The organism is Vagococcus allomyrinae, assembly GCF_017829975.1.
Lineage (GTDB): Bacteria > Bacillota > Bacilli > Lactobacillales > Vagococcaceae > Vagococcus_D > Vagococcus_D allomyrinae.
On sequence record NZ_JAEEGA010000024.1, the window covers coordinates 70,460 to 77,472 of the forward strand.

The 7,013-nt window shown below is 33.5% G+C and carries 6 protein-coding genes; 3 read left to right on the forward strand and 3 right to left on the reverse strand.

Annotated elements, in window-relative coordinates:
* The 3 genes from I6N95_RS25095 to I6N95_RS25105 form a co-directional block, all read right to left on the reverse strand.
* Positions 1 to 543: BspA family leucine-rich repeat surface protein (locus I6N95_RS25095; RefSeq protein WP_209532650.1), on the reverse strand; the 543-nt coding region annotated here is incomplete at its 3' end.
* A 71-nt stretch (positions 544 to 614) separates the two neighbouring features.
* A complete protein-coding gene (locus tag I6N95_RS25100) occupies positions 615 to 1,367 on the reverse strand; it encodes a winged helix-turn-helix domain-containing protein (RefSeq protein ID WP_209532651.1) in 753 nt (250 codons plus the stop codon).
* A gap of 77 nt (positions 1,368 to 1,444) precedes the next feature.
* A complete protein-coding gene (locus tag I6N95_RS25105) occupies positions 1,445 to 2,752 on the reverse strand; it encodes a helix-turn-helix domain-containing protein (protein ID WP_209532652.1) in 1,308 nt (435 codons plus the stop codon).
* Between the two features lie 276 nt (positions 2,753 to 3,028).
* Between I6N95_RS25105 and I6N95_RS25110 the strand changes: the two genes are divergently transcribed.
* The 3 genes from I6N95_RS25110 (at position 3,029) to istB (ending at position 6,951) form a co-directional block, all read left to right on the forward strand.
* Positions 3,029 to 4,477: an AcpB/EbpR/MafR family transcriptional regulator gene (locus I6N95_RS25110; RefSeq protein WP_209532653.1), complete on the forward strand. Its 1,449-nt coding sequence runs from the start codon at positions 3,029 to 3,031 to the stop codon at positions 4,475 to 4,477.
* 279 nt (positions 4,478 to 4,756) lie between these two features.
* The gene (gene istA / locus I6N95_RS25115) at positions 4,757 to 6,220 is read left to right on the forward strand and encodes an IS21 family transposase (protein WP_347340605.1); all 1,464 of its coding nucleotides are present in this window, start codon (positions 4,757 to 4,759) and stop codon (positions 6,218 to 6,220) included.
* The gene (gene istB / locus I6N95_RS25120) at positions 6,217 to 6,951 is read left to right on the forward strand and encodes an IS21-like element helper ATPase IstB (RefSeq protein ID WP_245249869.1); all 735 of its coding nucleotides are present in this window, start codon (positions 6,217 to 6,219) and stop codon (positions 6,949 to 6,951) included. Before istA ends, istB begins: the two co-directional genes overlap by 4 nt.
* Positions 6,952 to 7,013: the final 62 nt, after the last annotated feature.

Consider the following 7,013-nt stretch of genomic DNA (forward strand, 5'->3'; position numbering starts at 1 on the left):
TGCGCCCTTAAACATACTAGCCATAGTCGTGACCGAACTAGTGTCAAAATTGGAAAGATCAATAAACTCTAGTTTAAGTAGCCCCGAAAACATATCCGCCATAGAAGTTACATTGCTTGTATTTAGCAACTCCGCCCCTTCGATCCGAGTTAAATTTGTTAATCCCTGAAATAAACCAGTAGAATTTGTTGGAATTACAACTTCATTTAGAAAGACAATAGAGGTAATATTCCCAGCTAGTATTTGAGGGGGGGTTCCTTTCCATGGGGCATTAGCGACTGCGCCTAACTGTCCTTCATCAATACTCAACTCCCCAGTGGTGTCATCAAATATCCAAGTACTCGTTCCCCAATTCCCTGAAACAGCAGTCATTGGCTCCTGAGTATCAGATGGGGCAATTGGGATATCAAGTTCTTGTTGAGCCACCACATCTATTTCCGTAGATTCTTTTGCATTTAAATCGTAGTTGTATAATAGGTTAAAACTTGTACCTATCACGACTACTCCGACCATTGTTAGAAGCATTTTTTTATTAAACTTCATAACTTCTCCTTTCATTTATTTTTTTGTATCTTGAAAATCCATCCCCCCTTTCAAATATCAGGCTTATTTTTTTAAGATACATTTAACATATATCCCACTGACCTAATGGTTTGGAGTAACTCACTCGGTAAATTCTGTTGAATAAATTTTTGTCTTAGTTGAAAAGCAACATTAGATATCCTTATTTTCGTTTTTTTTGTAGAGTCATTCCATAATTCATTAGAGAGTTGTTCGTATGTCAGAACGGAATTGATGTTTTCATGTAATAATGATAAAAATTTAAATTCTAGATTCGTTAATTTTACAACATGTTTATTCTGAAATATGAATAGCCGTCTACTCTCATCTAAGAATATTTGAGTTGTAGTTTTTTTACTTACTGACGAATATCCTTGTTTTAAAACCTGTTTCATAGTATTAAACAAAACCAAATCTATCTCATCTTGGTTAGAACTATAGGTGAGATTTGCAACAATGCCCTGCTTAAGAAAAAACAACCTGTCCGAAATCTCTGATTTTTTTGAAATTGTCCAGATGGGAATTTTTGTATAACTACGTATTTCTTGAATATAATCTCTAGTGAATTCATTTTTTGATAATTCTTCAAATGATAATAACAAACCATCAATGCTCTCTACTTTATTTGAAATATTGTCATACTCTACTTCTACGAAATCAAATAAATAATTTGGAGAAAACCATTTTGAGGTATCCTTCTCACTAAGGTAAACAACTCCTATTCTATATATTATTCTCACTTCCCTATTTGCATTTTTTCCGATTACATTACGAAGACAATCAAAATTATATAGGATATTTCTCATTTTTCAGTTTTTAGAAAACAACCTCGTAATATACCCAACCAAAACAGATTGTCCTCACTATGTTTTCCGAACATTTCTCATAAAGAGGCATTTTCAACACAATATACCAGATAATAATGTGCTTTTTTATACTGACTTGAATTGTAATGAACATTTGATAATTTTAAACAAATAGTTCTGATGAGTAATTTTGTTTTAGAGAGTTTCTGAAGTATAAGCGCTTGTTCTAAATAATCAACTTGCTTTTGTCTATTTCCTAAATATTCTTCATATAGGCTTTTACCATAAAGTAAATAGGCTTGATCATCATATTGTGATAGATTAACTTTTTCACTTTTCTTCAACAAAAATTCTGATTTTTCAAAATCTTTAACTTTGCAATAGTACAAAAACAAACGCGATAATGGTTCTCCATACCAATACCAGGACTCTTCGTTCTGGCTATACTTGCAAAATTCTATATATGCGTCTTCGTAGTAGGATGCAGCTAACGTGGAATCAATAGATTCATATATATTGCCCCTTTCAATTAAACTTAGAATAAAATGGTAATGCCCCTGTTCATCACGCCGAATCATCGAATCATCCATCTTTGCAAAAGCCTTTAAACTTTGAAAATGGAGGTTCAAATTTTTGTATATAAACCCTCTATAGTACGATAACGCATATAAGCTATATTTTGCCTTGCCCAGTTTTTCCTCGTTTTCCATAATAAAATATTCTAAGTTATTAGCAATCTCATATGCCGAGTCTAATTTGTTACAATTAAGATAATTTACAAGTGAGTTCATTTCAGCTACAATGTAGTCATCAATAGCTTCTTTTTTCAATAAGAGAGAGCCGTATTCGTGGTACCACATACCAGCCTTTGGAAAATCTTCATTAAAAACCGATCGAACGATTTGAAGATAAAGTAATAGTTCGGATAACAGTTCTGACACCTCTAGTGTGTCTATTTCTTCAAGTAATATGTTTATTTCGTCTTCTCTGTGACCTCCTTCTTGTTCAAAGAGTCTATAATCAGCTATTGTTACCAGTGCGTCATAGATAAAACAAAATTCTAAATTAACTAATTTATAGTAATTCACTAAATCTAAAGTCTTATGATAATCATCTATATTACCTCTTTTAATATAATCAAAACATTTTTCAAAAACTAAAAGTTGTTCAGTTTTTAACTCTAAATTTTTATCTTCATAAAAAATTGTGTCTGTTGTGTCTAAACGAGACGCTAATTCATGTAATATTTCAAATGATGGTATTTTTCGCCCTTTCTCTATATTTGATAAATAAGAATTTGAAATTAATCCTTGTGCAAGTTTTGATTGACTTATCCCCATCGAAGTTCGTAATGATCTAATTTTTATACCTAAAAATTTTTCCAATATTGCTCACCTTCTCCATAAAAAATAGTAAAAAATATTACTTTTTCACAAACTTCCCGTTCGTTAAAATTAGAATACATCATTATGAAAATGCCGTCAAACTAGCTTTTCCCTATGATAAATTAATTTTTTAAAATGATTTCTTTTATCTTTTCATCATTTTTTTGTGTTAACGAGAAGATAGTTAAGAAGAAAGCTCTTTCAACTTACTAATCATCTTTTTTATATTTCATTTTTTTCTTATCTATTAGAAAAAAAAAAAAAGGAGGAAGTCTTATGAATGAAATTGGGTATAGATTAATTGTTGATAAAAAAACAAAAAGAAAGGTAGATATTTTGAACACCCTTATATCAGCGAGTGGGCCGATTAAAATTGAAACATTATCTAGCTTGCTTAATGTTACTAGTAAAACACTTTCAAATGATTTGAAAGAATTGAGTGAACTTTTGCCAAATAGCGCAAGACTGACTTATCAAGAATCCGAGGGGCTCGTACTCAAATCCGAAAACCCTTTTTTGATAGCAAAAACAATTAATCAGCTTTTGGCAGAAAATCCAATTAATACAGTTGTTGATTCAGTCTTCCTTGGAGAAGGGTACACCATCGATGAATATTCAGATAAATTATTTATTTCGTCTTCAAGTTTGAGACTATACCTAAACCAGTTGCGAAATCTTTTACTGGAGTTTAACTTGACTTTAAATACTAGTCCAACAATTTCAATTTCTGGACATGAACCTGAAATCCGATTCTTTTTCTTTCAATATTATAGACACGCGCATGAGGGAAGTGCAGTTTTACCTGACTCTAGTCAACAAAATAAATTGTATAATTTGGTAAAAGCTACCTTAGATTCAAAGAAAAGGGGATTGAATCTTGATTTTTATAGATTATTAAACTGGTTCTGGATCATAGAACAGAGAATACAACATAAAAAATTTGTTGATCTACCGCAAACATCAATAGATCAACTCATAGATACTAGTAGCTTTGAAATTGTTAAAGAGTTGATCAATCGTCTACTAACTCAAGATAATCTTCCAGAAGATGAATACGTTTTTTTTTCTTTAATACAATTAGATTGTGTAATTTACGAATCTAAGACAAAATATTTTATAGATGCATTACCTAATCATTTTTCAGTCTTCGAACCAATAATTTCTGACCTCTTTAGCGCGGAAGAACTTCACCCTGCTAAACTCGCTGATTTAAAAATGATACTATCTGCATTCTTGTCTAATACAATGATTTTAAGCGATTTAACTCCATTATTTCAAAAAGTAACTGGCGCCCTAAAAGAACACACTTTTCAACACTATTCTGATACATATCGCAATTGGAAATCTGCACTTTCTCAGAAAATAGATCCTAATCTGATTACCTACGACAAAGACCTTGCAGTTTCGTTAACACTGATCACTAAGTCTTATTACAACTTGAGAAAGCGGGACAAACAAAATATTTTATGTTCATTGACAGGCGCCCCTTCTTCCTTAATTTATTTAAAAAATATGATACTTAATGTTCTTCCTAATTCTACTAATGTTACCTTTTTATTCAATAAACCTCTGACCAACTCAATAATTGATGTTCTCGAAATTGATGTGTGCATCTATAATCATCATTTGATTGACACTATTAATGTCGCAAAGGAAATTAGACTATCAAATATTCCGACAGAAGTTGAATGGTCAAAAATTCTCTTTGAACTTTTAAAAAGGTAATGTCCATTAATTTAAGCTATATTTGAAAGCTTGGTTTTGTTTCCAAATATAGAAAAACGATTATTGAAAAAATTAATAAAATAGTCTGAAAGCTGTGTCCAAACAACTTTCAGACTACTTTATTTCAATAGACTTTAATCAAATATATCTGCTTAATGAGATTTTATACTTGCTTATGTTAATTTAAAATGGGGCCACTTACTTAAGTAAATCCAATTGAAAAACGGTCCACTATTCACCACAATAGAAGTAGACATATTTCTATTGGAGGTTCAAGGAGTGAAAACCATTTTGGATAAATTAACCATTATACGATTAAAAGAAGCAGGAAGATCCAATCGTTCAATCGCAAAAGAGTTAGGGATTAATCGGAAAACAGTTGGGCATTACTGGAACCAACACCTAAAGAATCTGAAAGTTCTTGAAGCAGCCCCTGATTCTTTAGCCGCCAAAGATAAATTAGTAAGCGCACCAACTTATGATACAACTAAAAGATCACCCAGAAAATATACGCCAGAGATCGATAAGCGCCTCGATGAGATCATTCTGTCGGAGATTGAAAAAAAAAGACAATTGGGACCGCATAAGCAACGAATGACCGCAATTGGGATTTTTGAACTCATTCAATCCGAAGGATTTGATATTGGCCGGAGCACCATTACAGCACACGTCCGTGAGAAACTAAACCGACACAAGGAAGCTTTCATCAAACAGCAGTATGCGCTTGGTTATCGTGTTGAGTTTGATTTTGGGGAAGTGAAGCTTAGAATTAACAATGAGCTCAAAACGTACATGTTAGCTGTTTTCTCAGCTCCTGCTTCAGGTTATCGATGGGCTAAATTGTATGAATCAGCTAATCAACAAGTCTTTCTAGACGCCCATACCCGGTTTTTCAACCAGGTGTCGGGCGTTTATGAAACAGTTGTTTACGATAATATGAGAAATGTCATCAAAAAATTTGTTGGCCGAAATGAAAAGGAACTCAATGATGAGTTAGTAAAGTTAGCCTTGTTTTACGGTTTTACGCCAGTCGTAACGAATGCTTTTAGCGGGAATGAAAAAGGGCATGTTGAACAGAGTGTCAAACACATTCGAAACAAGGCTTTTACAAAGGTATACGCCTTTGACTCACTTCATTCAGCTCAAGAGCACCTCGACGCAATGCTGGTAAATCTAAATGAACCAAGTCAAATAGATGAAGAACGACGCTACTTAGCAAAAAAATATTCTGATTTTGAGCATTCTATCATCAGTACTCATTCTGTGAGTAAATACAGTTTCATTTCTTTAGGGCGGAATTTTTATTCCGTTCCCGACTATCTTGTAGGAAAAGAAGTGACTGTAAAAAAATATCTATCCGTACTGCGGGTAATTTACCAAGGGAATTTCATTTGTGAGCACCAGTTAATACAAGGAAAAGGTCAGTATCAAATTGATATCAAGCATTATTTGAAGACTCTCTCTAGAAAGCCAAAGGCTTTAGAACATTCCCTTGTTCTTCAAAGTCTGCCAGACTTATATCGTTGTTTTAGGTGTTACTATCAATCAGAACCGAAGCGCTTCATCCAATTACTAGAAGCTAATCAGAATAAACCTCTGCCAGAAATTATTGTGCAGTTAAGAAAAGAACGATTATTAACACGTGATTCTACCAAACATCCATTGCCTTCTAAGGCGGTAGACGCCGCGCGAGGTCAAGTACAAGCTTATACCCAACTGCATTTGGAAAGGAGCTCTAGATGATGATAACAGAGGCGGCTAAACAACTGAAGCTGGCATTTATTAAGCGGAACTATGACCAATTTATTAAGGAATCGGTTGATTTAAATGATTCTTATGAAGAGTTTCTTGAAAAACTACTCACAGCTGAACTACAAAACAGAAAAACCAATCGAATCCAAACGCTAATTAGACTATCAAAGCTGCCCACACGGGCAACTTTTAATGATTATCTAACTAGCCACTTAAGTAAGCCACTCCAAAAACAAGTAACAGAGCTGAAACACTTGAGATTTATTGATAATCAGGAAAACGTCATTTTAATTGGAAATCCAGGCGTTGGTAAAACATATTTAGCCAATACCTTAGGTATGGAGGCTTGTTTAGCAGGGAAAAGCGTTCTTTTTGTCAGTATCCCTAATTTGGTGATCGAATTAAAAGAAGCCATGAGTTCGAATCAACTTACCTATTATAAGCGCCGCTTCAGTAAATATGATCTGGTAATCTTGGATGAGCTGGGTTACGTTACATTTGATCAAGTTGGTAGTGAAATTCTATTCAATTTATTGTCAAACCGCAGTAACAATGGCTCAATGATTATCACAACTAACTTAAATTTTGACAGATGGGAAGAAACATTTAAAGATCCCATGCTTACCGCAGCTATTGTGGACCGTCTAGCTCACAGAGCGCACGTTCTAGATATGAGTGGGACATCATTTAGAGTTGAAGATACAAAAGAATGGCTTAAATAGTCAATTTAAGTGGACCTATTTTCAACTGGTAGAGTGGACCGTTATTGAGTTGACATAAGCAT